The sequence below is a fragment of the Bacillota bacterium genome, from assembly GCA_013178125.1.
Lineage (GTDB): Bacteria > Bacillota > SHA-98 > Ch115 > JABLXJ01 > JABLXL01.
Genome location: JABLXJ010000022.1, coordinates 1 through 26,997, shown reverse-complemented (window position 1 = coordinate 26,997; position 26,997 = coordinate 1). Strand labels below are relative to the sequence as shown.

At 53.2% G+C, this 26,997-nt stretch carries 24 protein-coding genes and 1 pseudogene; all 25 read left to right on the top strand.

The window, feature by feature from the left end; translation table 11 throughout:
• Positions 1–564, top strand: a 564-nt coding sequence (locus HPY71_13615) for a hypothetical protein (protein NPV54530.1), incomplete at its 5' end; no start/stop codon positions are given.
• Complete coding sequence (locus tag HPY71_13610) at positions 500–1,453, top strand: DUF362 domain-containing protein (GenBank protein NPV54529.1); 954 nt, start codon at positions 500–502, stop codon at positions 1,451–1,453. The genes HPY71_13615 and HPY71_13610, both read left to right, overlap by 65 nt.
• A pseudogene (locus HPY71_13605) lies at positions 1,419–1,517 on the top strand (transcriptional regulator). Before HPY71_13610 ends, HPY71_13605 begins: the two are co-directional and overlap by 35 nt.
• A 745-nt stretch (positions 1,518–2,262) precedes the next feature.
• Positions 2,263–3,690: a ParB N-terminal domain-containing protein gene (locus HPY71_13600; protein NPV54528.1), complete on the top strand. Its 1,428-nt coding sequence runs from the start codon at positions 2,263–2,265 to the stop codon at positions 3,688–3,690.
• 178 nt (positions 3,691–3,868) lie between these two features.
• Entirely contained in the window at positions 3,869–4,288 is a 420-nt protein-coding gene (locus HPY71_13595) for a hypothetical protein (GenBank protein NPV54527.1), read from the top strand.
• 64 nt (positions 4,289–4,352) lie between these two features.
• Positions 4,353–5,687 (top strand): phage terminase large subunit, encoded by a 1,335-nt coding sequence (gene terL, locus HPY71_13590; protein ID NPV54526.1) that lies wholly within the window; start codon positions 4,353–4,355, stop codon positions 5,685–5,687.
• Positions 5,687–7,219: a phage portal protein gene (locus HPY71_13585; protein ID NPV54525.1), complete on the top strand. Its 1,533-nt coding sequence runs from the start codon at positions 5,687–5,689 to the stop codon at positions 7,217–7,219. Before terL ends, HPY71_13585 begins: the two co-directional genes overlap by 1 nt.
• Positions 7,212–10,538: a hypothetical protein gene (locus HPY71_13580; protein NPV54524.1), complete on the top strand. Its 3,327-nt coding sequence runs from the start codon at positions 7,212–7,214 to the stop codon at positions 10,536–10,538. Before HPY71_13585 ends, HPY71_13580 begins: the two co-directional genes overlap by 8 nt.
• A gap of 4 nt (positions 10,539–10,542) precedes the next feature.
• Positions 10,543–10,875, top strand: coding sequence for a hypothetical protein (locus HPY71_13575; GenBank protein ID NPV54523.1), 333 nt, complete (start codon positions 10,543–10,545; stop codon positions 10,873–10,875).
• Between the two features lie 61 nt (positions 10,876–10,936).
• Positions 10,937–11,251, top strand: a complete 315-nt coding sequence (locus HPY71_13570) for a hypothetical protein (protein NPV54522.1) — start codon at positions 10,937–10,939, stop codon at positions 11,249–11,251.
• 15 nt (positions 11,252–11,266) lie between these two features.
• Entirely contained in the window at positions 11,267–14,782 is a 3,516-nt protein-coding gene (locus HPY71_13565) for a hypothetical protein (GenBank protein NPV54521.1), read from the top strand.
• 33 nt (positions 14,783–14,815) lie between these two features.
• Positions 14,816–15,877, top strand: coding sequence for a hypothetical protein (locus HPY71_13560; protein NPV54520.1), 1,062 nt, complete (start codon positions 14,816–14,818; stop codon positions 15,875–15,877).
• A gap of 86 nt (positions 15,878–15,963) precedes the next feature.
• Entirely contained in the window at positions 15,964–16,890 is a 927-nt protein-coding gene (locus HPY71_13555; GenBank protein NPV54519.1) for a phage major capsid protein, read from the top strand.
• A 14-nt stretch (positions 16,891–16,904) separates the two neighbouring features.
• Positions 16,905–17,414 carry a hypothetical protein gene (locus tag HPY71_13550; protein ID NPV54518.1) on the top strand — a complete coding sequence of 170 codons (510 nt, stop codon included), beginning with the start codon at positions 16,905–16,907 and terminating at the stop codon, positions 17,412–17,414.
• 114 nt (positions 17,415–17,528) lie between these two features.
• On the top strand, positions 17,529–17,762 hold the full coding sequence (locus HPY71_13545; GenBank protein ID NPV54517.1) for a hypothetical protein: 234 nt from the start codon (positions 17,529–17,531) through the stop codon (positions 17,760–17,762).
• A 9-nt stretch (positions 17,763–17,771) separates the two neighbouring features.
• Entirely contained in the window at positions 17,772–18,377 is a 606-nt protein-coding gene (locus HPY71_13540; GenBank protein ID NPV54516.1) for a hypothetical protein, read from the top strand.
• Positions 18,378–18,408: 31 nt separating this feature from the next.
• Positions 18,409–18,762, top strand: coding sequence for a hypothetical protein (locus tag HPY71_13535; protein NPV54515.1), 354 nt, complete (start codon positions 18,409–18,411; stop codon positions 18,760–18,762).
• Positions 18,759–19,301, top strand: coding sequence for a hypothetical protein (locus HPY71_13530; protein NPV54514.1), 543 nt, complete (start codon positions 18,759–18,761; stop codon positions 19,299–19,301). Before HPY71_13535 ends, HPY71_13530 begins: the two co-directional genes overlap by 4 nt.
• A gap of 10 nt (positions 19,302–19,311) precedes the next feature.
• Entirely contained in the window at positions 19,312–19,905 is a 594-nt protein-coding gene (locus tag HPY71_13525) for a hypothetical protein (protein ID NPV54513.1), read from the top strand.
• Positions 19,906–19,922: 17 nt separating this feature from the next.
• Complete coding sequence (locus tag HPY71_13520) at positions 19,923–20,147, top strand: hypothetical protein (GenBank protein NPV54512.1); 225 nt, start codon at positions 19,923–19,925, stop codon at positions 20,145–20,147.
• A complete protein-coding gene (locus HPY71_13515; protein ID NPV54511.1) occupies positions 20,147–21,703 on the top strand; it encodes a hypothetical protein in 1,557 nt (518 codons plus the stop codon). The genes HPY71_13520 and HPY71_13515 overlap by 1 nt, the downstream gene beginning before the upstream one ends.
• Positions 21,704–21,718: 15 nt before the next feature.
• Positions 21,719–22,171, top strand: a complete 453-nt coding sequence (locus HPY71_13510) for a phage tail protein (GenBank protein ID NPV54510.1) — start codon at positions 21,719–21,721, stop codon at positions 22,169–22,171.
• An 86-nt stretch (positions 22,172–22,257) separates the two neighbouring features.
• Entirely contained in the window at positions 22,258–22,917 is a 660-nt protein-coding gene (locus HPY71_13505) for a hypothetical protein (GenBank protein ID NPV54509.1), read from the top strand.
• A 193-nt stretch (positions 22,918–23,110) separates the two neighbouring features.
• Positions 23,111–26,647 (top strand): tape measure protein, encoded by a 3,537-nt coding sequence (locus tag HPY71_13500; GenBank protein NPV54508.1) that lies wholly within the window; start codon positions 23,111–23,113, stop codon positions 26,645–26,647.
• Positions 26,648–26,662: 15 nt separating this feature from the next.
• On the top strand, positions 26,663–26,997 hold a 335-nt coding region (locus tag HPY71_13495), incomplete at its 3' end, for a hypothetical protein (protein ID NPV54507.1).

Here is a 26,997-nt window from a genome sequence, read left to right as displayed (position 1 = left end):
GAACTTGTAGGCTATGACCTGCTTGAGACATACAGGAAACATACGCAGGGTTCCGGGTACCTGCGCCTTAATAGATGGGTCAAAAGGCCATTTGTCGAGGAAATGGCTGAGGTGGCAAAGGATAAGGGGCTTCGGTTTTATGTGTCTGATGCACATTTCAAGGAGATGTGTGCTAATGGTAGCTGTTGTGGATTGTCGGAGGACTGGAATTACTCCAGGGGGCAATATACACACGCCCTCGTGATTGCGCGTAAGAATGGGCGCGTCCGATGGAAAGATATAGAACCGCAGGCAAGGGAAGTGTTCGGGGACCTACGCATTGTAGATGCCAGTGGTTTCAATACCTGTAATGCTAAGATTCGTAATAGCATATTGGACTGGACAGTTATTGACTACATGCGCTATTACTGGAATTATCCCAAGTCTGCTAAGTCACCATACCGGTATTTCGGGGGCGTGCTCGTCCCCGTGGAGAAAGATGAGAATGGAGATTTAATTTATGAGTACGTTGGAGATTATCACTCAGAAGGCGATGTTGGAACCTGTGCTAATTGCCACCATTGACCCGAAGGCGAAGCGGATCGGGATCAAGGTGCATTTTGGGAGGACGTCAAAGCCGGGAAGTCATGTTGACCCGGATCTCTTTTTGGGGATGCAGGCAGCAGCATATGAACAGGGGGCGGTTTTGGAGTTCTTCGATACAAACACGTTGTATGCGGGGGAACGCCGGACTACGCGGACCCACTTGAAAATAGCCAAAGATCATGGATTTTCTCCGGCCAGGATATTAGAGGAAGATGAATTGATAGAACTGGCCCCTCATATCAAGGTCCCCAAGCAAGTGGGCCAGTATGACCAGATATTTAATGTAGCGCATTTCACCGGCCATAAGATAGTGGGGATGGGCGGTTGTATCAAAAATATCGGCATGGGCATGGCGGCCCGAGCAACAAAGCTATGGGTTCACAACGGGGGTAGGCCAAGGTTCTACCCCAGTAAGTGTGTCAAGTGCGGTTGGTGCACAAGGAACTGCGAGCACTTGAGTCCCAAAGGTCCTGACGCAGGGTGCACGGCATGTGCGGCCTGCGTGGGTAACTGCAAGGCCGTCGGGTTCTCCTTTGGCAAACAGCTAGAAGTTGCAAAGAGGCTTGTCATAGCGGCAGAGGCGATTGCGGCAAGGTTCAAGATGGTGCATGTAGCGATCGCGGATAACCCCACCCGATTGTGTGATTGCATGGGTGATAAGAAAGATGAAATCATGGCAAAAGGATTCTGGGCTGTTATAGGTGATGATCCTGCAGAGGTGGACAGGGCCATGGTCCAGCACTTTGCCTGGGAGATAAGCAAGTATTACGATTCGGCGCTAATCGGGGGGCAGTTGAACTTCTACCGCAGGCTTAAGGAGAGAAGAGCGCAAGATGGAGATACGCAGAATACCGATAAGTCTAATTAACCCAGCTCCATATAATCCCCGAAAGGATTTGCAGCCTGGGGATCTCGAATACGAGAGACTCAGATTGTTAATTGGGCAGGACCCACGGCTTATCCTTTCTGATGATGGTTGGATTAGGGAAATAGTTGGAAAGAAGAAACAGAAATTACGACGATTATATGGGCATATTTGTCCGGAATGTGGATCACTCTTTTTGGCCCCTAAAGGAAGTAAATACTGTGGGAAAACGTGTTTAGGACGAGTGAATGGGCGCAGACAGGTTGAGGAATGGAATATTACGGCAAAAGCACGGCTTATAACTTCTCGTATGAATAAAACTCTGGAACATAGAAAAGCAGTGGCTGAGGGGTTGAGACGTAGGAAAGAGAGACTTGGTGAAAATTATCATTCTCCAGAAACCAAAAGAAAGATTGGAATCGCAACACGTGAGCGATGGGGAAAAATCAAAGACAAGTTGTTGCCTGCGCTTAAGTGGAACGGGGAATCGCGAAAGAAGGATGGATTTCCCTATGGTCATGAATGGAGACATCTAAGTAAAGAGATGCGGGAGAATTGTAGACATTGCGCACGATGCCTTGGGTCCCATGGCTTGGTCTTGCATTACTTAATTCCGGCTAGATTTGGGGGTCAATCTGACCTCAAAAACTCAATCGTACTTTGCAACAGGTGTCATCAAATAGTTGAATATCAAACGTTAGCGATTCAAGAGATTATAGGAGATTGGGAGATAACAAGGGCCCTTGTTAGGCAGTCGTTAATGGCAGAATGGCAATATTGGCAAATGAAGAGATTGGAAGACAAAGGTCCGGGTGGTCAAGTTGAAATATCAACTTAAAACTATTGATCTTGATGAGTTGAAACCTTTACCAGAAAATCCGCGTGTCCATCCGGAAAGCATGCTTGCAAAATTGGAACGGAGTATAAAAGAATTTGGGTTTACTAATCCGATTCTTGCTTTACCCGATGGTACCATCCTTGCAGGGCATGCTCGTCTTGAAGTGGCTAGGAAACTAGGATTAAAACAAGTTCCAGTCATTTTCATTGATTTGCCGCGGGAAAAAGCACTGGCTTATTGTATAGCTGATAATAAGATTGCTCTGGATAGCACTTGGGATTATCCAAAACTGAAGGACCTGCTTGTGGAGCTTGATACCGGAGAATTTGACATTGAGATCACCGGCTTCGGGTTGGACGAGATAGAGCAGTTGCTTACCGAGCTCCCCGATGCTGAAAACGAGGGAGTTATTGAGACGCCGGAGATAGAGAAGCGGGCGAATCCGGGGGATATCTGGGTTTTAGGTGATCACAAGGTGGCATGCGGTGACTGCACTGATGTCAGGTTGCTGGACCGGCTCATGCAGGGCGCGAAGGTAAACACGATCGTGACCTCGCCTCCATATGCCCAGCAGCGGAAGGATGATTACGGGAGCATACCGGCGGACGAATACCCTGAATGGTTTGGCGGTGTAGCGAGGGCTCTCTGGGACGTGCTCGACGATGCCGGGTCATTCTTCTTGAACATAAAAGAGCATGTTGAGGACGGGCAGCGAAGTCTGTATGTCATGAAGCTGGTCATAGCGATGGTCGACCAGTACGGCTGGAGGTTCGTCGATGAGCTAGTCTGGACAAAACCTGGACTGCCAGGCGGCTGGCCTAATCGGCTGAGGAATGATTTCGAGCCCGTCTTTTGGTTTGCCAAAGGTGACGGGGTAGATGTAGTTGTCCGCGAGATAGAAGACCAAGAAGGCAACGAGGAAACTAACCTGGTTGATGAATTCGGGCGGGTGTTTCACTTTTCTAAGCAGCAGAAAATCCGTTTCTTCCCTAAGAGTGTAGGAAAACAAGCAGACAAGGTGCCTATATATACACCCCAAAATAAGCGCAAGAAAGAAGCTACCGGCAATATAACGTATGAGGGGCCTCAAGGACGTGGGATAGCGCGGCCTGGTAACGTCATTCGGTTGCAAGGTAACCAGGAGAAATGGAACCATCCGGCTATGTACCCAGTCGGATTGGCTGAGTTTTTGATCAAACTTACAACTGTGCGGGGAGACCTGGTGATGGACCCGTTTCTGGGTTCAGGTTCAACGTTGATCGCGGCGGAGAAAACGAAACGAGTTTGCTATGGGGTCGAGCTGCAGCCCAAATACGTGGACATTGTCCTAGCCAGGTGGGAGGCCCAGACCGGGCGGAAGGCGGTGAGGCTGGATGGAGCCATGGGAGAGGCAGCCTCATGAGTCGGATCGGGCTTTCCATGCGTTTGTCCACTACCGGGACTTAGGCCAAGGAAGATCCTTGGATAAGGCATGGCAGGAACATGTCAAAACATGTCTCGCCGAAACAAAACCGGAACAAGACCGGAACAAGATAAAAGCTCCGGAATGGTGGAGAGGCTGGTCGACCCGATGGTCCTGGGTGAGCCGGGCCCAGGCTTGGGACGCGGAACTTGACAGGCGCAAGCGCCAGGCGCAAGCAGATGAAGTAGAGGAAATGGAAAAACGCCATGCGCAACTAGCCAGGAATGCCCTAAGTGTGATAGGGGCCGTGGTGGGGCTATTCGGCAAGCGGGTTCAGGACGACAGGTTAGCTGAAATGAGTGATGACGAGCTAGCGGAACTTGTAACGAAGGCCCTACGGAATGCTTCTGAGATCGCAGACCTCGAGCGCAAGAGTCGGGGGCTGCCGACGGAGATAAACGAGCAGAGGGGAACCCTCCAGGTGACAGGGAAATATGAGCATGAGGCCACACAGCGAATTATCGCAGACCCGGAGGCAAGGGAACTCGCAAGACGATTATATTCTCGACTGGATTCCAAGCCGAAGGGATCTGGTTAAAGCAGATCTAGTCAATTTCAGCATTGAAGTTACCCGGCGAAGATGGAGACCGGCGCGGCACTTGGTGATGCTTGCAGATAAGCTCATGGACCTCGCCTGCGGTCGAATCCATAGGCTTATGGTTTTCATTCCACCCCGGCATGGCAAGAGTTTTTTGTGCTCACGGCTATTCCCGGCATGGTATCTTATCAATAATCCGGACAAGCGAGTTATTCTTTGTAGCTACGGTGCGTCGCTTGCCTTGAATTTTAGCCGGAGAGCTAGGGAAATTGTAAGGGAATACGGGCCTTGGTTGAGCGGGATAAATCTTGCGGGCGATTCTAAGGCTGCGGACCAGTGGGGTATAAAGGGGCACGAGGGTGGCCTCATAGCGGCTGGCGTCGGAGGTCCTATCACAGGCCATGGCGGGAATATCGTGTTGATCGATGACGTGATCAAGAATATCGCTGAGGCAGACTCCCAAACATACCGCGAGGCGATATGGGAATGGTATGCCTCCACTCTGCGTACGAGACTGGAGCCGCAGGCGGGCTTGGCGATCATCATGACGAGATGGAGGCACAATGACCTTGCCGGGCAACTATTGGATGAAATGGAGTCGGGTGGGGAGCGTTATGAGATACTAAAATTCCCGGCTCTTGCTGAGGAAGGCGATCCCTTAGGCCGGATTCCTGGCGAGCCATTATGGCCGGAAAGGTATGGAAAGGAAGAATTGGAAGCCCTGAGAGCAAGCCAGGGCTCTTATCTTTTTAGCGCGATATACCAGCAGACTCCGCGCCGGGCGGAAGGCAACATGTTCCGACGGGAGTGGTTCAGGTACTTCAGGGACGAAGATGATTTCTACGTCCTGCTCAAGCCCAGTGGGGAGCACAGGGTGAAGAAAGCCGACTGCTGGTTCTTTCAGACTGTGGACCCGGCAGCGACTGAGAAGGAGACCTCAGACTACTTTGCCTGCGGGTCATGGATTGTGACTCCGGAAGCGGACCTTCTTCTCTATGACATGTTCAGGGAGAGGCTGGAGACCCCGAAGCACAAGATGCTTTTGAGGGCAATGTATGAGAGGTACCGGCCTGCGTTGCAAGGTGTGGAGGAAAAGACGTTTGGTTTATCGCTCCTCCAGGAGGCGCGGCTGGAGGGGTTGCCGGTCATTCCGCTCAAGGCGGATACAGACAAAGTCTCCCGTGCCTATCCTATAGCTGCGCGTTACGAAGCTGGCACGGTGTACCATAGGGTGAGTACGTCATGGCTACAGGTGTACGAAGACGAACTCGAAGATTTCCCCAGGGGCGAGCATGATGACATGGTGGACTGCGCATCATACGCGGCGATAGTCCTTGCGGCGGACAGGGCAAGACGGCAACAGAGACAAGGAATCGGTAGAGTGGCGGTGATAGGTTGATGGAACTCATTGCGAAAGCTGAAGTGATAGGCCAGGACAGCGGTCCGGCTATACCGGTATCGCACAGGATCGACCAGGATCCCTTTGTAGGACAGTACGGGCCACAGATACTGGAGCCGCCGCTGCCCCTGAACAGATTGGTGGCGATGCCGGAGATATCCAACATTCTCAATCAGTGCGTTGAGGCTATGGAGACGAATATTGATGGTTTCGGGTATACGCTTGTCCCGCTCGTACAGCTCCCCAAAGGGGAGGATCTTCCTAAGGAGGCTCTTGAGGAAAGAAAGCGGATTCATAAGTTTTTCAAATTCTGCAACCCAGAGATATCGTTCACCGACATACGCAGGGCGACCAGAAAAGACCTCGAGACCACGGGCAACGCGTATTGGGAACTTCTGAGGAATGCCAAGGGCGAGCTTGCGGGCATCGTACATGTCCCGGCATACACGGTCAGACTGACATGGCTTGATCCGGAGTATACGGACATCAAGTACCAAGTGCTGAACGAGGACAACGAGTATGAGGAACTGCCCTTTCGGAAGCGGTTCAGGCGGTATGTGCAACTGGTGGGGGCGAAGAAGGTTTACTGGAAAGAGTTTGGCGATCCCCGGCCTATAGATATGCGTACGGGTGAAGTTATCAAGTCAGATACCAAGGACGCGGTTCCGGCTAACGAGATGCTGCACTTCAAGATATACTCGCCGAGGAGCGCCTATGGTATCCCGAGATGGGCAGGTAATCTCCTGTCGCTTTTAGGGTCGAGGGCTGCGGAGGAGATCAACTACCTCTACTTTGATAACAAGAGCGTGCCGCCGCTTGTGGTGCTTGTATCGGGCGGCCATTTGGCAGAAGGGGTTCGCGAAAGGATAGAGACATACGTCGAGGAGCAGCTTAAAGGGCGCGGCAATTTCCACAAGATTCTTTTGCTGGAGGCAGAATCGGCGGATGGAACGCCGCTTGCCATGAATGCCGGGAAGCAGGTGCGGATCGACATAAAACCCTTGGCGCAGTTGATTCAGCAGGATGCCCTGTTCATGAAGTATGATGAAGCGAACCGCGAGAAAGTCAGATCGGCATTCAGGCTCCCTCCCCTCTACGTAGGCCTTGCGAAGGACTTCAACAGGGCGACGGCGGAGGAGGCTCGGGATACCGCAGAAGCCCAGGTATTCGGGCCAGAGCGAGATGCATTCGACTTCACTATAAATCACCGCATATTCCCCGAACTTGGGGTCCGGTACTGGGAGTTCAAGACGCTTTCTGCGCCGCAAGAGAACCCCGATAAGGAATCGGATATCCTGAAGAAGCTGGGTTCGTGGCTAACAGCGCGCGAGGTACGGAAGCTTATCGAACAGGTCCTGCACATTGACCTTGCCGAGCTTGATAGTGACTGGTTAGATGAACCACTCGAGGTATACCTGTCGAAGCTAAAGACTGGGCAATCTGGATCAGACCAGGGGGCCGATGTAGAGAAGTTTGTCAAGTTCCTGGTGGAAGTGCGAAAGAGGATCGAGGAGCAGGAGCATGTTGCATGAGGCTGTTGAGGCGATAGACTATATCCTTGACTTCCTGGGCGTCGGCATTAAGAAGGCCGATCCCCTGGAGGAGAGGCTATTTGGCCGATGGGCCTCACACGTGCAGGCGAGTGAGGAGTCTATCGTCCGAATAGAAACTAGATTTCAGGACCTACTCCTCAAAGGCTGGAATGATCAGGCCCAGAAAGCAATACAAGAGGCGGCTAAGTTGATCGGATCGTTCTCCGGGCCTATTGCGGAGGACGAGGTCGGGCTTATAGTCAAAACGATAGCCAAGACGATGGGGCCGGACTTCGCTAACTTGACCAAGGAGGAAGCGACCCGACTGGTCGGGACAGCCTACCTTCTCGGGCGCAAGGTGATAGCCCAGACGGTCGGGATCAAACCCAAATTCGCGCTAATGGACGAGGCTGCCCGATCCATATTAACCGATCACACGGTCTTCTGGATCGGTCAGCATTACGACGCATTCATAGGGGGAGAGATAGCCAGGATCACCAGGGAGCTCGCCCTCGAGAGCGGCCTCGGGCGGGCCGATGTGGGCCGGGAGTTAAAGGCGGCATTCAACGACATATTCCCGCATTCCGACGCATACTGGCGTGGGCTTGCGGCCACCACCATCACGCGGGCCAGGGCCATGGGTGCGGTCCAGAGCCTTGTGGATGCAGGGGTCACGGAATACGAGATCATGGCAATGATGGACGAGAGGACATGCCCCTTGTGCATCCATCTGAACGGGAAGACCTTTCGGGTCGAGCACGCGGTATCCTTGCGGGACGCCCTACTAGAGGCCAACACCCCGGAGGACGTCAAAAGGATTCACCCCTGGCGGACCTTGAAGGAGATACAGGATTGGGGGCAGGAGGAGTTAGCAAAGGGCGGGCTGTCACTGCCACCGTACCACTACCATTGCCGCTGCACGTATATTGCGAAGTCATTTGAAGAAGTCAAGGGCGAACCAGTAGCGATAGAATTCAATGCGGTCGAACCCAAGTTTACGATACCCGGACCGGACAAGTTGACTTATTTCGGGAGCGGGGCGTATTTGGGCGGGGCCGGAGAGAAACACATATATAGCGACCCGACGGGAGATAAATACATCTTCAAGCCTGCGGTATCCAAAGGTGGGGCTGTGGAGCCCTTCAGGGCATATGTCCAGGAGGCGGCATCCCAGATAGCCGCAAGATTATACGAGTCCGGAGACTTTATAGAAATCAAGTCCATGACTCTGGGCGGGCGGTTCGGGACCGTGCAACCGCTACTGGCAGGGGTGAAGGGCGATCTCAAGAAGATAAGATGGGACACGCTTACACCCGATATGTGGCGACAAATCCAGCGGGAGCACGTTCTCGACTGGGTCATCGGAAACTTCGACAGCCACGCCGGGAACTTTATTTACCTGGAAGGCGGGAGGATTCTCGGGGTCGATAAGGAGCAGGCATTCAGATACATTAAAGACCAGGCCTCATGGGTCATGAGCCTGGATTATCATCCTAATGCAGTATACGGCGAAGAAGAACCGCTCTACAACACGCTCTACCGGGCATTCGCAAACAACGAGATAGACTTGGATCTTCAAGCGGTTCTACCTGCACTGCAACGGCTGGAAAGGATATCTGATGATGAATACAGGGCTATCCTAAGGCCATACGCCGAGTCGTTATATGGCAAGGGTGCGAAAGCAAATGAACTTCTGGACCTGGCGGTCAAGCGCAAACATGAGGTGCGGGCGCAGTACCGGGAGTTCTTCACTAAACTCTTGAAGCAACGGGATCCGCAGTTTAAGGGGAAGTTTCAGTTCCTTGATGAAATGACGCCGCAGGGACTGCGAATGGCCCCGCTTGCGGCGAAAGCGCTTTCCAGGGCCGAGCTCGAGGCCATGGATGTAAAGAGCCTCAAAGCCCTTGCGAAGGCGCAGAACATACCTTGTTTCAGCTATCTGACAAAGGCGGAGCTTGTCGAGGTGTTGGTTGATCCGGACCAAATAGGGCCGGTTACTGTTGCCGCACGGGACAGGGTCAGGGCACGGCTGCAGCAAGCGAGGGGCACAAGGCGCGCCATAGCTCCTGCGGTAGGTGATGTGCTAGACGACCTTGGGCACGCAACGGCGCGGGGCATAGCGGTGCGCAAGGACAAAGATATTGTCGAGGGCCAGCAGATAAACGTCCGCAGGATTCTGGAGGATGGCAGACCCGGGTTCGAGGTAGCATATAAGATAACAGAGCCGTACCACAGGGATATGGTCGGGACCTTGAGGACGTTGGGGGCCTCGGAAGAAACGTACTCCACTTACGATGGTGTCATAACGCCGCAGGGTTATAGTTATAGCAAGGCCCAGGCAAAAGATTGGGGTCTGGCCTATGTCCTTAAGAGGCCTGAGGCTGAAGTGCTATTTGTGCATGATGATCAGCTCAGGGCGTTTAAGGGTCAGGTCATTATCCGCGTATACGGAAACGACGGGAAAGCCGGGGCGCAGACGGTCAAGAAGCTGTTAAAAGAACTCGGTCTTGATCTGCTGGGTGTGGACCCGATCCCTGACGATGATAAGCTACTGCGTTTGGCCCGGCTTGCATGGCAGCACGCGCCGGAGGATGAATACAAAACCCGGGCGAAGGGCCGGACAGCTAGAGAATTGGAGGACATCCTACGGAAACGTGGGATAGACCCGAGCCGCGCAGACAAACTGGTTGAGCGCGAGGTGTGGCCTGGATATAGAACATTCGTTGAAGAGGGCCGGGCCAAGGAATACAAGAAGCTGGGCGCTGAGTACCTCTTTGCTGGCGTAGGGGCTGATAGTTCCACTGTGGTGAAAATACTCGGTCCAGACAGCCCAGGACTGATGTCTACTTGTGAACGACTTCGTGTTGGACTGAGGGGCGGCTCAAGCCCAGGATCGGACATGGAAAGCGGGGGAGCAGATAACGCATTTGTCCGGCTTGTTTCCAAACGGGCACGTGGAAATTGGAGCTATGGCGATTCCTTTATGGGTTCGGGGTATCGTTTAATGTTCGACGTAAAGGAGTTGGAACGCACAGACTGGTATGCTTATAAACATGACTCTTATGGCTCAACCGAGGAGTACCGGGGATTCCACTATCGATTTTCGGCAGAAGAATTTATTGAGGAAATAAACAGGGATTACGCTCCCGACAATGAGATAATGTTCAGGAAGGGGATTCGCAAGGAGAGCGTCATTGGTATCACCTGTGATACTGATTATCAGCGGGACGAATTGTTGATGGAATTCCGCCGAAACGGTATAATGGAAATAAACGGGAAGAAGATTGAGGACTTTGTAACAGTCCAAAGAAGGGTCTAGAAGTATGATTGACGGCAGAGTTTTATATGAGATCACCAGTTCAGTCGGGAAATTCCGCTTTTCTTTCTTAGCCATTGGGGTGGGGATAACCGAGAAAGGATATTTGACGTTCAACGATACTAACCGCGAGAGGTGCTTTGACGGCAAGCTCGTTAAAGAGACGCCAGATGGCTTTGTTTGGAAGCGGCAAGCGTTTGACGAGGTGTTGACGTTCAGGGCTCTGACCGTCAAGGAGTTTGACAAACGGATCAGGTCAAAGGTTGTTGGCGGTGCACGGCTCCCACAGTTCCAATCGGATGCCGAGTTGCACGAGTATTATAGGCGCAATTTCCTGTAAGACCTGATAACTGGCGAAAGAGATATTGAAACCGCCTCTGAAAAGAGGCGGTTTCCTTTTTATGGATAACAATTTTGAAGGGAAGAGATTCATTATGGATGGATTGCCTAAGAATGTTAAGATTGGCGGAGAGGTTTTTGAGGTTGTGGAGGCCGAGGCCGCGCTTGATCCCAGGGCGTTCGGTGAGATGGATTATAAAAAGGCTAGACTCGTCATAGATAAAGACCTTAAGCCTGCTGCGAAAATGAGTGTTTTACTGCACGAGATTTTAGAGGCTATAAACTACATGAACCAGTTAAACCTCGAGCATCGAACGATCATGACCTTGGAGCATGATCTATACCAGGTGCTGCACGACAACCAGTTGTGTTTTTAGCGAAGGTGAACTGCCTTGAAGATACTCGATATTCCGGGTGCGAACCTAGAGGAAATTGACGATAAGGAACTCCTTTCTCTTCACAGGAGGCTTCATCAGCTTGCGGGTGCCCTTTTCTCTGAGCCGAAGGAACAGGCCGAGGATAAAGAAGAGGGCAAGCTCACCTGGGAGGATCTTGTGAATGCCCATGCTATCATCGTGGCTGAGATGGGGGCCAGAGATATGAACCATAACGTGCGTGACAGGCTTGATAAAGAAAGCGCGAAGGTCGAGAAGGACGCCGTGTCTCTGGACTACCTGAAGGCCCGTCTTGCGGAGACCCAGGACGTAGTGATCGTTGAGAACTTTGTGAACATAGCCGGCAGTGTGGTGCAGAAGGGCGAAGAAGCAGGCGACGTCGACCTTGTGATTCGCAAAAACAGGCGTGATGTGGGTCTTGAGATACTCACCCGGAAGGTATTCGACCCCGAGAAGAAGGGTTACCTCCACTGGGTGTATCAGGAGTCCGGACCGCACGCAGACTACATACCCGTGTTCGACCTGGTCCTCAGACCTAAAAGAGAGTTCAAGGTTCATACGGTCAAGGCCGGGCTGAAGCCTGTAACGCGGTATACGCCCTCCAAGCCAGCGCTAATTGGGTATACTGAATTCTTCTCGGCAGACGAGCTCTGGGAGAAGTGGGCGAGCAAGCGGGATGTGCCGTTATATATCTCGCCCAAGGTGGACGGGTTCCGGTGTATATTGCAAAAGGCCGGAGATCAGGTGAGTATATATTTCGAGGATTCCAAAGAGGAGAGAGCCGACAAACTTTCGGACTTGAGGGACATTCTTCTGAAGGGCCCCGACTGCATTATAGAGGGGGAGCTTCAAGCTGCGAAGGACGGGAAGTTTCTCGCAAGGCCGCAGGTGTTCTCCGTGCTTTCCGGGGGACTTGAAGCCCGGCCTTATGTTTTCCTTTATGATCTCCTCTACCTTGAACCGGAAGGGGATGTGCATGAGAGGCCTTTCTCCGATAGGTACGCACTTCTGAAGTCTCTAGGGAAGGAACTTGGCGAGGACTTCGTAGTGCTGCCCCAGGTTCTCGTGGAGAGTGAAGGCGAGTTCAAGCGTGTGGCTAAAGAAATGGCCTCATGGCAGCCCTTCCGTGGTGCAGGTCTTGCCATAGAAGGGGTCGTTGCCCGGAGAAGCGATATGCCCTACACCTTCGGGGCGACGGACGATTACGCCAAATTCAAGACTTGGTGCGAAATCAAGGTCAAGGTCCTCAAGGTGGACAAGACAGCGAATGGTTACGTATATGAATGCGCTCTCCGGGACGATGAGACCAAGAAGGACGTAACGCTGGGTAAGACCTTCGTAAGCAAGGAGAAGCTTGCGAATGAAGGGGACACCTTGAACGTGATGGTGGAGGAGCTTCTACTCTACCCTGATGGAAAGGTGGCCTGGGGAAAGCCCTATCCTATGGGACCGGATAGGTCAAGGCCGGCGTATACTGTGGTCCAGGCTATAGATATTGCCCGGAGAGGCAGGGTACTGAAAGAGATATCTGAAAAAGCGGTTAGGCAACCCCTTAGTGTTATCGGTGGAAAAACTCGTTTGGCATCGAAAATCATCGCCTTATTTCCTCCGCACAAGCGATATGTGGAACCTTATGCGGGAGGGGCGGCGGTCTTTTGGCGCAAAGAACCATCGGAAGAAGAAATTCTGAACGATATTAACCAAGGGATAATGGCCGTCTACAAATTCTTGCAGAAGGCTTCAGATAGAGAATTGCAGAGATTTGTGGACCGTGATTGGGTAGGCAGAGAAACCACCTACAGAAAGCTGGCGGATTGGCACCCTCGCGCAGTAGAAGATTTAGCATACCGGACCTGGTATATTAGTCGGTTCGGATTTCGTCATGCTCATAGCAACGCTAACCACTTTCTTCATACGGAAAATGGTGTGCAGGCGGATGTTAACATAGATCGCCTGAAGACCCTCCGTGAGCGCTTGCAAGGTGTCTTACTTGAAGATCGGGATGCTTTGGAGGTTATTAAGAAGTTCGACTCCTCTGATACGCTGTTTTATTTAGATCCCCCCTATCCTCGCGGGCGGGAAGAACGTATGTATGAAGATGATGGAGATATAGAGCACTTTAGGCAGTTAATTGAGGTTTTGAAGGACATCAAAGGGAAGTTTATTTTATCATGCAATCGTGCGAGTTTGAAGATCGTTGATATTCCAAGTAAATGGAAGGTTCGGAAGGTGGCCACGCGTTACACTAGCGATTGGACCACCCCGGGCGAAAAGATACGGTATGAGCTTTTGGTAACGAACTTCGATATCAAGAAGGCGGAAGAGGAGATCCCGGGAGATGAAGGCGAGACCCGTGGGGAGAGGGCGGAGAAGTTCTGGCAGGAGAACTGGTACAAGCTCTATCCGAAGTCCGGGCGAGGGCGTTTCATAGTACACGAACACTGGAGGGGCCTGAGCGAAGACGAGGTGAAGCTTTCCAGGGAGGAACTCATAAAGCGAGGGCATTCGCTCCACAGCGACCTGCGTCTCGAATCTGACGGCGTCCTCCACGGCTGGACCGTGTTCCTCGGGAAGGCCGAGGACAATGCAACGAACAGGCTCATATCGCTGCCTCCGGACGACAACCTCCAGGTTGTCCCGAAACTAGTACAACCGAAAGGTTGGCTCACCTTCGAGGGCATATCAGAGCCGGGCGAGGTCGGAGCCACCACAGGGAAGTACGCCCGATTTGACATCGTGGACTCCGGCACTTATGAGGCCGGAGTATGGCGTGAACATTTATTCGAGTATTTCCTGCACGGTAAAAAGCTAAAAGGACGACTTCTAGTTGAATTCGCCCCGGTGGGCGATCGAAAAGTGTGGCTTATAGATCGCCCGGCTGATCAGACGCCATATGCTGAAAGCCACAACTTGGAGGACGTTGTAAGAGAACTAAAAGAGAAAGGTCAGAAATGGCTCACATGGCGCAAGCCTGGTGAAAGGCCCCGGCTAATAGATGTCGGGGCCTTTCAGATTAAGAAGTCAGCTTCACGAAAAATCGTACCCATCGCTAAGGTGGACTCCGCGAGGCAGATAGTCTACGGGATCGTGCTCGACCCATACATCGTAGACTCCCAAGGGGACTGGGTGCCGGTCCTTGAGGTCGAAAAGGCGGCGCATGGATACATGAAGTCTCAGTTGGTAGGGGATCAACATGAGAAGAAAGCTGACGCAGAACTTGTTGAGAGCTGGCTGGTCCCCTATCCTACCCCAGAAGAATATCGGAAGGCCATCGCCGGGGAAGCACATAAAGTGTACCAGTTCAAATTCGGAGAAGGGGAAGTCCATTCAGGGGCGTGGGTAGTCGGGATACACGTAATCGACAAGCGTTTGTGGCAGGAGGTCGTATCCGGGGCGAAGACAGGATTGAGCATTGGGGCGGTGGGGGAACGGATTCGGAACGCAAAGGTATCCATGCCAGAGTTTGAAACTGTCGAACCCGAGACAGTGCCCGCCTTTATCGCTACTCACTAAGGGAGGGGGGGGTGTAAGTTTGGGGTAAACAAATTGGCTAACCTAGATGTGTCCGAAATATCTCTTGTGGATAGGGCCGCCAACAAAAGGCGGTTTTTGTTTTTCAAGTCAAAGGGAGGTGAACAGGCGGTGAACCCGAAGGCTAATCTTGACGAGCTGGAAGATGAGATGGTAGAGGAGGAAGGCGTGGGTGAGGAGATTGAAAAGGCCATTGATGAGAAGAAGCTGAAGAGCGCGATAGAGGCCCTTGTCAATGCGCTTTCAAAGGTTGAGCTGCCCGACAAGGCGGCCAAGGCCCTGGCGAAGCTAACAGAACTCGCAGGCCTTGAGTACGGCTATGGGTATGGATATCCCGAACCCAAGAAAGCGAAAACGGAAAAAGGTATTCTCGAGAAGATAAAGGACTTGATCTTTCAGCATGAGGGCGGAAGGTCGGTTGATGCGGCGGTCGTTGATAGTGTGTCTAATGTAAAGAAGGCTGATAAAAACCTTGAAGCAGCCTTTGAAACGTCCGTCAAGGTCAACGACATCAGTAATGCCGTATGGCAACTACAAGATGTGATAAGGGACATTCTCAGGGACAACGAAGCTAACAAGATCGAGAGAATCAAGGCCAACTTAGATGCTTTCCAGGCTTTTGTCGTGAAGATCCTGGAGAAAGACGGGGTAGAAAAGGCGCTAGAGAGCTTAGAGAAGGTCGGGAAGAAGATTAGCACAGCAAGACTGGCGAAACTCAAGGAGACGCATGGCAACCTGATTCAGCTTGCCAACGTTTTGGCTGAGTTGATTCAGGAAGCAGAGGGATCAATTGAGGAAAGGGGTACTGACGTGACCAAGGAAGAAATGGACAAGGCCATGGCGGACGGCATCAAGCAGGCGTTGGCGCCTATTGAGGAGAGGATAGCGAAACTCGAAAAGGCGGGTGAGGAGATCACTAAGAGCGTTGAGGAGTCCATCAAGAAGGCGGTCGATCCGCTGACGGCCCGGGTAGAGACCATTGAAAAGGCAAGATCGGTGTCGCAGAGCATACCCAACGAGGTCCAGAAGGCGAACACCGGTACGTTCAGCGGGGTCATATTTGGTCGGAAGCCATAGATTTGGAGATTGCGATTAACTGATTAAAAGAAAGCAGAGAGAAGCAGGTGCTTCTCTTTATTTTTGTCAATGGGAGGTAAGTTTTGATGGAGAACAAAGAGTTGCTCCAGAAGGCTGATATGGTGCTCGCCGACCTGGCGGCGGGCGGCGCCCTTCAGCCTGAGCAAGCAAACAGGTTCATAGATATGGTGATAGACACCCCGACCATTTTCAAGAACGCCAGGGTAGAAAGGCTTGCGGCCAGCAAAAGGATTATAGACAAGATAGGATTTGACCAGAGGATACTGAAGCCCGCGGTGGAGAACACACCGCTTGCTGAGGCGGACAGGACCAAGCCGACTACGGGCAAGGTGGAGATCGACACCAAAGAGTTCATAGCCGAAGTGAGGCTTGGGTACCAGATCCTTGAGGATAATATCGAAGGCAGGAACCTCGAGGACCACATCATGAGGCTCATAGCGGACAGGGTGGCTCTGGACCTCGAGGAACTCATAATCCAGGGTGACACCGCGAGCGCCGACACGTATCTCAAGACGATGGATGGGCTTCTCAAGAGGATAAGTTCGCATATAGTAGATGCTCAGTCGGTAGCCATCTCGAAAGAATTGTGGAAGAAGCTCTTCAAGGCTGTTCCCACAAAGTACATCCGGAACAAGAAAGAGTGGGGCTTCTATACGAGCCACAGCGTTGAGGTCGATTGGCGCGACTTCCTGGCCGACAGGGCTACCGGCGCCGGCGACAGGTTCCTCCTCGAGGACGTGCCTGCCGTGGCCTATGGCGTGCCGGTGTACGGCTGCGCCATGATGCCGGAGACTGGGACGCCGACTGTAGTTACTTCAGCGATCTTCACTCATCCCAAGAATATCATTGTCGGCTTTCACAGGGATATATCCGTGGAGACCGACAAGGATATCACTGCAAGGCAGTTTATCATAGTTGTAACCTGCCGTGTGGGCCTTGCCCTGGAGGAGGAGGACGCTACTGCGAAGATGATCAACATCAAGGTGGCGTAAGGAGAAGATAGGCCATGTATAAGGCTACATTGAAAAAAGGGAAAACATACCATGTGGGCGGGGTCACGTTCAAGGTCGGGGCCCCGCTCGTGGTTTCTAAGGAGATTGGAGAATATCTAAAAACGACTGGTGTGTTTGATGTCGAGGAAATAGCATACAACGAAGAGCCTATAGAGGAACTACACGCGATGGACCTGATGAAGGAGATTGCAGGTGAGGCAAGACCAAACGCACCAGTAGCTGAAGCGGGGCCGGTCCCGCCGCCAGACATAGTTGGAACACACGCACCGGGTATAGTTCAGACCACTAACGATCAGGATTATCAGCCAATCATGAGTGGGGATTTACAGGCGAATACCCAACCGGAAATTTCCAAAGGGGTGATAATTGATGGCGAAGGTTCCATCGGACTTCAGCGGAGCGAGGAACATAACGTCGGGGGAGCTCGAGGCGGTGCTCTCAGGGATAGCAGACGACCTCGCAAGCATAAAGGCGGCGATCAGCGCGCTCATAACGAAGTATAACGCGCACCTCGCGGCTTCGGGGATGCACTATAACGGGACGGCAGGTGTTACGGATACCACCAATACGGCGACCGATAACCTTGTAATCACAACCACGAAATGAGGTAGACCGTTATGAGTGAGAAGGAAAAGAAAGAATACGGGACGACTGACTTGGCCCTCGCAGCCTATTTGAAGATGCGGGGGCTTCAGCTTTTAAGGACAGAGAAAGACGATTTCGAACGCACGGTTTTCGTGTTTGATGACAAGCTAGACGTCGTGGAAGTCCTCAGGGTTGAATTCTCGAACTCTGAGTGCTGCAAGTTTGACGCTGAGCTTCGGCACTTGAAGAAGCTCATCTACAGGTAGGCGATTGCCATGTATGCCATAGTCCCGGAGATTCGTGCGGAAGGCGTTACGGCAGAGCAAGCATCCGACCTGCAGATTGAGGATGCCATCAAGCGGGCAAGCATACTCATCGACACCCTGACAGGACAGTGGTTTGAGAAGCGTGACTGCACGTTTAGGTTTGACGGTCGTGGGGTGCCCACGCTCTTTCTCAAGGTGCCCGTGATCTCCGTTCAGGAAATCCGGATCAGCGGACAGTCCATCGACTTGGCGGAGGTGGTCGTCTATAACTCCGCGCAAGATAGGCGAAATCCGAGGCTCTACTATGCGCCGGGCTTCCCGAAAGGCAAGGGCAATGTGGAGGTCGTGGGCTCCTTCGGCTACGTGGAACAGGACGGTTTGACGCCCGAGCTCATCAAGTACGCGTGCAGGAGGATAGTCATTTCGAATCTTGCGCCTTTGGTTGACAAGGACGCGCAGGAAGAGAGAAAGCGCAGTCGCATAATGCAGGAGACCACTGATAGACACGCGTACATGTTATTTCCGGATAAGAGGCCGTCAGAATTCACCGGAGATCCCGAGATCGATGCCATCCTTGTGCAGTTCATGGCCCCATCCGGGATAGGAAGTGTGTGATATGAGGCCGAGGCTTATACATCCGACTAGTGTGAAAATAGCCCGGCTCGACAGGTCCACGACGCAGTGGGACCCCGATTTCCGCACGACGACACAGCCTATCTATAGTCAACCAGTAGAAATCCGGGCGCAGGTCAATTATGAGCGTGTCGAGGCCCAAGCAATGACCCTGGCGGGAGAAACGCCTGAGAGCATGGGGCACGTGACAATGCTTGCTGAAGATTTCTCCAAACTGGGGGGATTTGATAAGGGTGATAAGATCGTTGAGATAGGCGGACTCCCCGTCGAGGCGTATATTACCGAGGCCAGGCCAGCGGCATTCCAAAGTAACGGTACGTATGGGCTTGTGATGCTCATGTTCGAGTCGAGGCGAAAAGGTCCATGACGATCCAAAAGTATGGCGACTGGGACAAGGCGCTGAAATTCTTCAGCACGCTAGAAAGCCGGTATGACGCAGCGATCAGACGCGCACTTAATCGGGTTGGAGTCTACATCCGGGATAAGATCAAACAAGGGATTAGGGATCAGGCCCCAGGTGGGCAGGCGTTTACTCCATTGTCGGAGTTTACCATCAGCCGCAAGGGGAGTTCAAAGGCCCTTATTGATCATGGTGACCTGATTGGTTCCATTACGTTCAAGCTGGTGGGCGACGATGCTGTTTTCGTGGGTATCCTGCGGACCGCTCGGGGGAAACAAGGTCAGGATCTCGTTAATATCGGTGAGGTGCACGAGTTCGGAGCGGTTGTGCCAGTCACACCCAAGATGCGGGGATTCTTTGCCGGGGTCTTTGGAGTCCACTTAAAGAAAACAACTACGGCGATAAAGATTCCAGCCCGGCCCTCTTTCCGCCCCGTCCTCGAGGCGGAAGCGGACGCGGTGATCAAGATATTCGAGGAAGAGCTTTCCAAGCTGTTCATGGTGTGAGGCGGTCTGAATGGCATTAGGCGAACACATTGAGAATACCATGCGTGCGGTTATCCGGCTACTCAAGGCCAGTATCTTGGGAAATGTGGTTCAGGTAACGCATACAGACTATGGCGAGATAGCGCAGATCCCTGCGCTTATCCTCTACTTCCCCCGCGTTACAGAGGTGCGGATTGAAGCATCGAATGAGCGCGTGGTGACGAAGGACTTCCTGGCCGGTCAATTCCGGGTATCCCCGCCGCCCAGGTTTTACGATCTCGAATTCGACTATGAGCTAGTGGCGGCCACGATGATCGGGCCGGAAGGTTTGCTCCAGTTAACGCAAAAATGCTTGACGTTCTTTGCCGAGCATACTACGGTGTCCGTCGACCTGACAGATGATCTGGGTGTGGTCTATGGCACAGATGTTTACCAGCTGATCCCCACGCTCGCCTTGTCGCCTGGTGCAGTGTCCACCGCATATCTGACTGCTCGGGGATCATTCGCGGTCCGAGAGGTCCGGGTTGAGGATAGGCGGGTTATCACAGGCCCGCTGGTGACGGGACTAGAACTCACATATAGAGACGAAAAGAAGCAGATTGAGGAGGTATACAGGCACTTCTAAACTGAGAGGTGGTTAGGATGACACGGGTAAAGAACAAGCGGAACGCACCGCTAGTGGTCCCCACAAAAGAGGGGGCCATTTATTTTGCGCCGCTTGAGATTCAGACGTTGTCAGACAAAGCGATGAGGGAACCACTCATACAGTCCAACATCAAGCGCGGGAATCTTCAGGTACTGCCGGAAGGCCCGATATCCGTGGAGGCTGAGGTTGAGCGGCGTCCCAAGAAAGGTGGTGTTAGCTGATGGCTGAGTTCCTTTCGCCTGGACATTACAAATCGGAGAGCCCGCCACAGGTTATGACACTTGCTGGGGCGAGTGTATCGACAGGTGCGATAGTGGGGGTCTTCGAGAAAGGACCTATCGGGGTTCCAAGGCTCGTCACGAGCCTGACAGAGTTCCAAAAGGTCTATGGCGGATACATCCCCCAGAGCTATGCGCCTTATGCGGTTGAAGGGGCCTTTAGGAACAAGCCCGGGATGAGGCTCTATGTGGTGAGGACAGCTCACTATACCAGCCCGACCGATCCGACAACTTGTACTGCTAAAAAGGCTGCCATCACCCTGAAGGACAGGAGTACGGTGACCCCTGTTGACACCCTCAAGGTGGAGGCTGTAAACGAGGGAACCTGGGGCAACAAGATAGCTATTGAGATAGCGAATGCGACTAAGGACACAACAACCAAGTTTCGGTTAGTGGTGAAGTATGATGGTGTGATCAAGGAAGTCTTTGACGAACTTTCCATGGATGATCTCTCCGCGGATTTCGTGGAGAGCAGGATCAATGGCAAGTCTGAGTATATCCGGGTCACGGACATGGACACGACGACCGCGGCCCCCGAGGATCGGCCAGCCGCCGGAACCTCCACGCTGACAGGTGGGGATGATGGGCTCACTACCATCGGGGATAGCGACTATCTGGGTTCTAGCGCGACTGGCATCGGGCTGCACGCCCTCGATAATGTGGAGGATGCGCTCTTGATTGCGGTCCCCGGGATTGCGACTGCGGCTGTCCATAACGGTGTCCTGGAATACTGCGCAAGCCGTATGGACTGTTTTGGTCTTCTCGACCCGCCGATGGCCGCAAGCTATCAAGACGTGAAGGAGTACGTGGAGACCACGGCCCAGCTCAACAGCGAATACGGCGCGATCTATTGGCCGAATGTCGGGATATCCGACCCGGTGACTGGGTTATATAAGATCATACCCCCGTCCGGCCATGCGATGGGCGCATACGCGAGGGTGGACGCTGCTCCCGGCAAGGGTCCATGGAAGGTGGCTGCGGGCATCGAAGACGGCCAGCTCTACGGCGTCCTTGGTGTGGAGGACAACGCGGTCAACAACAAGGCCGTGAGGGATGTCCTTTATCCTGCCAGGATAAACCCGATTCGGGCCATGTCCAGGTACGGGAGGATGCTTTACGGCGCGAGGACGCTTTCAGGAACCGGCAAGATGACGTATATCAACGAACGCAGGACGTTCATCTATGTTGAGAAGACGGTCGATGACGGCACACAGTGGGTCGAATTCGAGAACAACGAGCCAGGGCTCTGGGCTAGGCTCACGAGGACAATCTCCGCCTTCCTCTTGAGGGTGTGGCGGGCCGGTGGGCTGAGGGGTGCGACTCCGGAGGAAGCGTTCGCCGTGAAGATTGACGCCGAGACAAATCCTGAGCCAGGTCCAATACTCTATGGCAAGATTGGACTTGCGACTCACACGCCGACAGAGTTCGTCTGGTTCGACTACATGAAGCATACGCTTGAGGCTGCCGCGCCTGCTCCTGAGGCAGCTCCGCCAGCCTAATCGGGGGTGAGATAAATGGGTGAGCAGGTTAGATTCTACGAACGGTTCACGTTTAAGGTCGAAATAGATGGTTTTGCAAGAACAGCTTTTCAAAAAGCCTCTGGGCTTGAGCAGGGAGTTGAGGTCATAGAGCACAGAGAGAGTGATTCTGTGAGACCCTATAAGAGTCCGGGGCTGTTCTCTGCGGAGAATCTAGTGCTTGAGTTTGGTGCCACGGACGACGAAGGTGCTTGGAATTGGTTCAGTACTACTGTTAAGGTGGCTGAAGGGAAACTGGCAGTGGAAGAATCCGAATATAAGAAAGATATTGCTGTGGTGCAACTTGATGCCAATGGTGATGAAGTTGAGCGATGGAATATCTTTGGAGCGTTTCCGATAAAGTTCGTACCTGGAGAATTTGATGCGACTTCCTCGGAGAAGACGATAAGGCGCCTTGAGCTCGCTTATGATTACTATGACAAGGGTTAAAAACAGTGATGAGATAGCAAGAAAGGAGAAAAAGCATGTATACATTCAAACTCCCATCTTCGGGTGAAGAAATTGAAACCCGAAAGATGAAGGTCCGTGAGCAGAACCTGCTCGTGGATAAGAAACGGATAAGGGACGGGAGTGCCATAGACGAGGTGCTCTCGTCCTGCATTTTGACACCGGGGTATGATCCGAAGGAGCTTTTGGTAGGGGACAGGCTTGCCTTGTTGAACCATCTGCGGACCATAACTTACGGATCGGAATTCATATTTCGGGTGAATTGCGACTGCGGAGAATCCTTCCTCTGGAAGGAAGACCTTAACGCACTAAAGATTAAGTACCTCGACCCTCCCCTTCCCTACGGCGAAGACCGGATATTTGAGGTCAAGCCGCCGAGCTTGGGGCGTAAGGTTAAGATCAGATTGCTGAAGGGCAAGGACGAGAAGCGGATGCGTGGGATCCGCTTCGAGGGCGATAGCGCGATGTTCTCGGGTCTGCTCAGGCTTATAACCGTGGAGGTAGAAGGCGAAAAAATACTGTCGGCCAAATTCTTCGATGACTTGGATGCGGACGACATGGACTACATCATGAGCGAATGGCGGGAGCACGACTGCGGGGTAGATACTACGGTTCAGGTAGAATGTCCCAACTGCGGAAGGATTCAGGAAATAGACATACCGATATTCTCCGAACGCAGTTTTTTCCTGCCCAAGAGTTCGCAGCGGAGTTTCTTGCCAACGGCATAAGCGAAGAACAGCTCACGCGGGATGTATTTCAGTTGATGTTCTTGTGCGAAGGTACGGGCCTGGGAATGTCTTATAGCGAAGTGATGGATTTGGATGTGCCGGTCAAGGACCGGCTTTTGTCATTGCTCTATGACCGGATAGAGGAACTACGACAGGCGTATGATAGCCTGTCGCGAAGGGCGAGGTAGCGGGGATGCTCAATTACGGCGGTATGGGTCTGGGGCTTATCTTCACAGCTAAAGACATGGCTACAGTTACCATGCGGGGCGTGGAGAACCAGTTGCGTTCCGTGAGCGATACAGCCGATGCCGCCTCGCGCCGGTTTGCGTCCTCCATGCGGTTGATGAAGACCGGACTGGTTGGCCTTGGGGCGGGGACGGCTATAGCCGGGCCTCTCGTGCTTGTGGGTAAGGCCGCATTTGATACGTCCGCACAATTCAAGCAGATCACAAAGACGTTTGAGATGTTCCTGGGCTCCGCAGAGAGGGCCACGCAGCACGTAGAGGAATTGCAGAAATTCGCCGAGACCACGCCTTTTGAGTTCCTGGACTTGACACAGTACTCGAGGCAGATGCAGTCGTATGGGTTCCAGGTTAAGGAGATTATCCCCATGTTGACTGCGGTGGGCGATGCGGCGGCAGGGATGCAAGACCCCATGGCGATGGACCGGATAATCCGCGCGCTGGGCCAGATTCACGCGAAAGGCCGGCTGGTGGGGCAGGAGCTCCTCCAGCTCACGGAGACGGGGCTCCCCATATACGACATCCTCCAAGAGCAGTTGGGGCTTACGTCGGACCAGCTCTCCAGGATAGCCGATCAAGGGGTTCCTGCGCAGAAGGCTATCGAGGCCATCCTGGCGGGCCTCACCAAACGCTACGGCGGGCTCATGGCGGAGCTCATGAAGACCCCTCAGGGCATCGTCTCGAACATGCGCGACGCGATGACGAGGCTGCGCCGGGGGATCGGCGACGTATTCTACGACGAGGTCGTCGTCATGCTCCAGAATGTCCTTCATACGCTTAAGAGCTTCGCGGATACGGAGGCCGTCGTGAAAGGCATCGGCGAGGGGTTCCGGGGGATTGTGGCTGTGGTGAAGCCAGTGGTTGACGCGGTCCTCGGCCTTGTGCGGGGCGTGGCGAAGTTCATAGAAAAGAGGCCGTGGGTTGCGTCTTTCGCGGTGACGTTCGCCGGCGTCTCGGCGGTAGTTCTTATGGTAGCCAGCAGTTTCATGTTCCTGCGGGGCGTAATCGGGGTCATCCCGTTACTGCTTCAGAAAATCGGGCTTAGCGGCAAATTCGCCATAGGTTCTCTAGCGTGGCCGGTGCTTGCGGTAAGCGCGGCTATAGCGGGCCTGAGGCTCCTCGTTGAGCGGAACGTAGGCGGTATAGGCGCCCTCTGGCGGGGGGTCGCAACCCTCATCGCCAACACGAAGTTCGACCCTAAGACAGGATGGGTATCGGCGTTACCTGAGGCCTTGCGGGATGAGCTAAAAAAGCTCAATCTTCTGGACATCGCGGTGAAGATATGGATGTTCACGGTGAGGGCCAGGGAATTCCTGCAGGGGTTCGTCGAGGGCGTGCGGGGGTTCGTAAAAGACGTTAGCGATGCGCTTAGGCCCATAGGCGCGGCTTTTTGGGATGTCGGCAGGGCTATCGTGGCTCCTTTCATAAGCGCGGGTACGGATCTCACCAAGACGGCATCTGATCTGCCGATAAAAACATTCAGGGACTTTGGCCTCCAGGTCGGGAGGGCGTTTAGGCGGGCGTTGCCGTTTATTCGTGGGTTTGCAGAGGGGATTGCAGCGGTCATGCGCACCGCGGGGGCGATCCTGGGGCCTGCGGTGCGGGTTGTCATTGCCATCTTTCGGACGTTCGGCGACATAATCTCGTGGGTGGCCGAAAGGTTCGCGCGAAGCGGGCGGGATCTGCCCACAGACAAGATTTCTATGCTGGGCAAGGTGATCGGCGGCCTGGTGGCTTCGCTCTTGCTCTTAAAGGGACTTGCCTTGGTCAAGCTCACATTATCCCTTGGCGCGGCCAACGTATTAGGGACCGTACGCGGTCTACTGGGACCGATAGGCATGGCGAGGAAAGGGCTTCTGGGGCTTCCCAACGTGTTGCTTAATGTAGGTGCGAAGTTTGACGGGATGGCGAAAGCGGTCGCGAAGTTTGATCCCAAGGCTATCATAACTGGCTTTCGGAGGATAGGGAGCGCGGCGGCCTCTCTGCCTACTAAGATCGGCGACTACTTCCGGCTACTGAAAGATGGCGCGGCGCTCGCAGGAGAAGGTTTAAGGAACTTCGGAATGTCAATGTTAGCGGCAGGAACTAAGGTGCTCGGGTTTTTGAGAATGCTGATGCTCAATCCGTTTACTCTCTGGATCGTGGGTATAGCAGCGGTAGTTGCGGGTATATATCTTCTCTGGAAGAATTGGGATAAGGTGACGGCATTTCTGGGCCGTTCATGGGCGAGAATTAGAGAATTCGCCACCGAACTTTCTCCAACGGTAGTAAAAGCACTGGCGGTATTCTTGCCGTTCATCGGTATTCCAATTCTCATCATCAGAAACTGGGACAGGATCAGAACCTTTTTTATAGCTCTATGGCGTGGGATTGTAGCCGGAGCTTCAGGTTTTATCGCGTGGATACGTGGAATACCGTCATGGTTCAGGAGCCTACCGGGACAAATAGTGGGCTGGTTTAGGTCTTTACCAGGGCTACTTGTTTCCGTTGTCAAAAAGGCTCTATTCGGAGCATTGTTTGCCATACTGCTAGTGTTTTACGGCATCCCGCTTCTGATTATCAAGAATTGGGATAAGATTAAGGGGTTCTTCGCCAATCTATGGGCGGCTGTAGTACGGGGCGGTGCGACTGCTATCTCCTGGTTCGTTTCTTTGCCGGGACAGATTTGGAATTGGCTCAAAACGCTTCCGGGGCATATTGGCGCAGCCTTCAGTGCAGCATGGGATGCTATCTCAAGTTGGATAGCTAGTATCGCAAAATCACTATGGGGTTGGGTGACAGGCGTCCCTGCTCAAGTCAGCGCAGGGGTATCCAGTGCATGGCAGACTTTAATCTCCAGTCTGCCGGAGATATGGTCAAGGATAGTTGAGTTTTTTACATCCCTGCCAGCGCAGGCCTTGGAGTGGGGTAAGAATCTGATAAGCTCGTTTATCGAAGGCATCAAAAGCATGATAGGTGGCATCGGAGATATTGCAAAGGAAGCGGCGGGTGCTGTAAGACGGTTCCTTGGCATTGAGTCTCCTGCAGAAACAGGGCCGCTTGCAATGTCACACCTCTGGGGACCTAATCTTGTTGAGATGTTCGCCAAGGGGCTGCGGAAGGGCATACCGCTTATGACCGCTGCAAGCATGGAACTTGCTTCGGCACTGGCAGGCGGAATGGCGGGGGCGGAGGTCCCGGTCCCAAGGGTGCCCGAAATTGCGCCCGTAGAAGCCAAGATGTTTGCGCCTTCAGAACTTGAGGCGGGGTCGGCGGCTGAACTTCGTGCTATGCCGGTTACTTTGCCCGTTGCGCGGCCTGCCGAGATTACTCCTCCAGTACGGCCTATTGTTGTGCAGGTGCCTATTGAGAAAGCTGAGTCCGCACAATCAGAATTGGGAGCTAGGCCCAAAACTGAAGTCATACAGCTCGTGGTAGATGGACGGGTACTAACGGAGATAGTGAGGGCTTACGATAGAGAAGACCGGGCACGTAGCGCGCCCTGGTGACGGAGGCTTTCCGATATGGCGCAGTTAGTTCCGAGAGACGGAGGAGTCAAACCGGGTCTTCCTTTTGGCCCTGTGGCTAAGGGTTTTCTGATAAACGAAGTGACCATGGAGAAGTTCATATTCCAGTTCAATCCTGTAGAGATTACTGATTCCAGGTCCGTATCTTTTGAGAAGGTCCAGGTGCCAGGGCTATCGCACCCATTTCTCCAGTTTACGGCGGGAGACGGGCGGACTCTCTCCTTTCTCCTCGAGTTCTCAGCAGTAGGATACAAACGGGACATAATGGGCGACATCCGCTGGCTTCAGAGCCTCCAGTACCTACAATGGGGCGAAGGGGTTCTGAAGTCGGC

What these genes read in the sequence shown, in the direction of transcription:
- HPY71_13610 (NPV54529.1), top strand. Translation starts at nt 500, where the DNA reads ATGAGTACGTTGGAGATTATCACTCAGAAGGCGATGTTGGAACCTGTG.
- HPY71_13585 (NPV54525.1), top strand. Translation starts at nt 5,687, where the DNA reads ATGGAACTCATTGCGAAAGCTGAAGTGATAGGCCAGGACAGCGGTCCG.
- HPY71_13575 (NPV54523.1), top strand. Translation starts at nt 10,543, where the DNA reads ATGATTGACGGCAGAGTTTTATATGAGATCACCAGTTCAGTCGGGAAA.
- HPY71_13570 (NPV54522.1), top strand. Translation starts at nt 10,937, where the DNA reads ATGGATAACAATTTTGAAGGGAAGAGATTCATTATGGATGGATTGCCT.
- HPY71_13555 (NPV54519.1), top strand. Translation starts at nt 15,964, where the DNA reads ATGGAGAACAAAGAGTTGCTCCAGAAGGCTGATATGGTGCTCGCCGAC.
- HPY71_13550 (NPV54518.1), top strand. Translation starts at nt 16,905, where the DNA reads ATGTATAAGGCTACATTGAAAAAAGGGAAAACATACCATGTGGGCGGG.
- HPY71_13545 (NPV54517.1), top strand. Translation starts at nt 17,529, where the DNA reads ATGAGTGAGAAGGAAAAGAAAGAATACGGGACGACTGACTTGGCCCTC.
- HPY71_13540 (NPV54516.1), top strand. Translation starts at nt 17,772, where the DNA reads ATGTATGCCATAGTCCCGGAGATTCGTGCGGAAGGCGTTACGGCAGAG.
- HPY71_13530 (NPV54514.1), top strand. Translation starts at nt 18,759, where the DNA reads ATGACGATCCAAAAGTATGGCGACTGGGACAAGGCGCTGAAATTCTTC.
- HPY71_13525 (NPV54513.1), top strand. Translation starts at nt 19,312, where the DNA reads ATGGCATTAGGCGAACACATTGAGAATACCATGCGTGCGGTTATCCGG.
- HPY71_13520 (NPV54512.1), top strand. Translation starts at nt 19,923, where the DNA reads ATGACACGGGTAAAGAACAAGCGGAACGCACCGCTAGTGGTCCCCACA.
- HPY71_13515 (NPV54511.1), top strand. Translation starts at nt 20,147, where the DNA reads ATGGCTGAGTTCCTTTCGCCTGGACATTACAAATCGGAGAGCCCGCCA.
- HPY71_13510 (NPV54510.1), top strand. Translation starts at nt 21,719, where the DNA reads ATGGGTGAGCAGGTTAGATTCTACGAACGGTTCACGTTTAAGGTCGAA.
- HPY71_13505 (NPV54509.1), top strand. Translation starts at nt 22,258, where the DNA reads ATGAAGGTCCGTGAGCAGAACCTGCTCGTGGATAAGAAACGGATAAGG.
- HPY71_13500 (NPV54508.1), top strand. Translation starts at nt 23,111, where the DNA reads ATGCTCAATTACGGCGGTATGGGTCTGGGGCTTATCTTCACAGCTAAA.